This is a genomic window from Streptococcus sp. GMD4S, from assembly GCF_000296955.1.
Genome location: NZ_AJRE01000477.1, coordinates 1 through 2,634, shown reverse-complemented (window position 1 = coordinate 2,634; position 2,634 = coordinate 1). Strand labels below are relative to the sequence as shown.

At 46.8% G+C, this 2,634-nt stretch carries 1 protein-coding gene; it reads left to right on the top strand.

The genetic code is table 11. The features are described from left to right. A partial coding sequence (locus GMD4S_RS11805) for a phosphoribosylformylglycinamidine synthase (protein ID WP_000962366.1) occupies positions 1–2,634 on the top strand: 2,634 nt, incomplete at both ends.

Sequence of the window (2,634 nt, the reverse complement as noted above, 5' to 3'; positions counted from 1 at the left end):
AAGCGACTTATGACAAGTATATTGCCATGCGTGAGGAACTAGGTCGGTCTGAAAAGCCACAAACCTTGATGGATATGGCGACTATTTTTGGTCGTTATGAGCGTGCTAATGGTCGTTTGGACGATATGGAAGTGTCTGACGAAATCAATGCCTGCTCGGTTGAAATCGAAGTGGACGTTGATGGTGTCAAGGAACCTTGGCTCCTCATGTTTAAAAACGAAACCCACAACCACCCAACGGAAATTGAACCATTTGGTGGAGCGGCTACTTGTATCGGTGGCGCCATTCGTGACCCATTGTCAGGCCGTTCTTATGTTTACCAAGCTATGCGTATCTCAGGTGCTGGTGATATTACAGCTCCGATTTCGGAAACTCGCGCTGGTAAATTGCCACAACAAGTCATTTCGAAGACAGCGGCTCATGGTTATTCTTCGTATGGTAACCAAATTGGTCTGGCGACGACTTACGTTCGTGAATACTTCCACCCAGGCTTTGTAGCCAAACGCATGGAGCTTGGTGCAGTTGTCGGTGCTGCTCCTAAGGGAAATGTAGTCCGTGAAAAACCGGAAGCAGGTGACGTGATTATATTGCTCGGTGGTAAGACTGGACGTGATGGTGTCGGTGGTGCGACAGGGTCTTCTAAGGTTCAAACAGTTGAGTCTGTAGAGACTGCTGGTGCTGAGGTTCAAAAAGGGAATGCCATCGAAGAGCGCAAGATTCAACGTCTTTTCCGTAATGGAGATGTCACTCGTCTCATCAAGAAGTCCAATGACTTTGGAGCAGGTGGTGTCTGTGTGGCTATCGGTGAATTGGCAGATGGTCTTGAAATCGACCTCAACAAGGTTCCTCTTAAATACCAAGGCTTGAACGGTACAGAAATTGCCATCTCTGAATCACAAGAACGGATGGCGGTCGTGGTTCGTCCTGAAGATGTGGATGACTTCGTTGCGGAATGTAATAAAGAAAATATTGACGCGGTTGTTGTGGCAACAGTGACTGAAAAACCAAATCTTGTCATGCACTGGAATGGTGAAACGATTGTCGACTTGGAACGCCGTTTCCTTGATACAAACGGTGTGCGCGTAGTCGTTGATGCCAAGGTTGTGGACAAGGATGTCAAACTCCCAGAAGAACGCACAACAAGTACTAACACACTTGAAGCAGATACCCTTGCGGTTCTGTCTGATTTGAACCATGCAAGTCAAAAAGGCTTGCAGACCATCTTTGACTGCTCGGTCGGTCGTTCAACGGTCAATCACCCACTTGGTGGTCGCTACCAACTCACACCAACTGAGGCATCTGTCCAGAAATTGCCAGTTCAGCACGGGGTGACCAATACTGCGTCTGTCATGGCGCAAGGTTTCAACCCTTATGTGGCAGAATGGTCTCCATACCACGGTGCTGCCTATGCGATTATCGAAGCAACCGCTCGTTTGGTTGCTGCTGGTGCAAACTGGTCTAAGGCTCGCTTCTCTTACCAAGAGTATTTTGAGCGGATGGACAAACAAGCAGAGCGTTTTGGTCAGCCAGTAGCGGCTCTTCTAGGATCTATCGAAGCACAAATCCAGCTTGGCTTGCCATCTATCGGTGGTAAGGACTCCATGTCTGGTACCTTTGAAGAATTGACTGTACCGCCAACCTTGGTTGCCTTTGGGGTGACAACAGCAGATAGCCGTAAGGTGCTTTCTCCTGAGTTCAAGACTGCCGGTGAAAACATCTACTACATCCCAGGTCAATCCTTGGCACAAGAGATTGATTTTGATTTTATCAAGTCTAATTTTGCTCAATTTGAAACCATCCAAGCTGGACACAAAGTAACATCTGCATCAGCTGTTAAATACGGAGGTGTCCTTGAAAGCTTGGCACTTGCTACCTTTGGGAACCATATTGGTGCAGAGGTGACCTTGCCTGAACTTGAAAGTTCTTTAACAGCTCAATTGGGTGGATTTGTCTTCACATCTCCTGAAGAAATCGCTGGAGTAGAGAAGATTGGACAAACGAAAGCAGACTTTACACTCCTTGTCAACAGTGTGAAGCTAGATGGACAGAAACTTGACAGTGCCTTTCAAGGAAAATTGGAAGAAGTTTACCCTACTGAATTTGCTCAAGCTAAAGAACTGGCAGAAGTGCCAGCTGTCGCTTCTGACGCAGTCATCAAAGCCAAGGAAACCATTGAAAAACCAGTGGTTTACATCCCAGTCTTCCCAGGAACAAACTCAGAATATGATTCAGCAAAAGCTTTTGAAAAAGAAGGTGCAGAAGTCAACTTGGTGCCATTCGTGACCTTGAATGGAGAAGCCATTGTCAAGTCAGTTGAAACCATGGTTGACAATATCGGCAAGGCAAACATTCTCTTCTTTGCAGGTGGATTCTCAGCTGCGGATGAACCGGATGGATCAGCTAAGTTTATTGTCAATATCTTGCTCAATGAAAAAGTGCGTGCAGCCATTGATGGCTTTATCGCTCGTGGTGGCTTGATTATCGGTATCTGTAATGGGTTCCAGGCCTTGGTCAAATCAGGTCTTCTTCCATACGGAAACTTCGAGGATGCAAGCAGCACTAGTCCAACCCTCTTCTACAATGATGCCAACCAGCACGTAGCTAAGATGGTGGAAACGCGAATTGCCAATACCA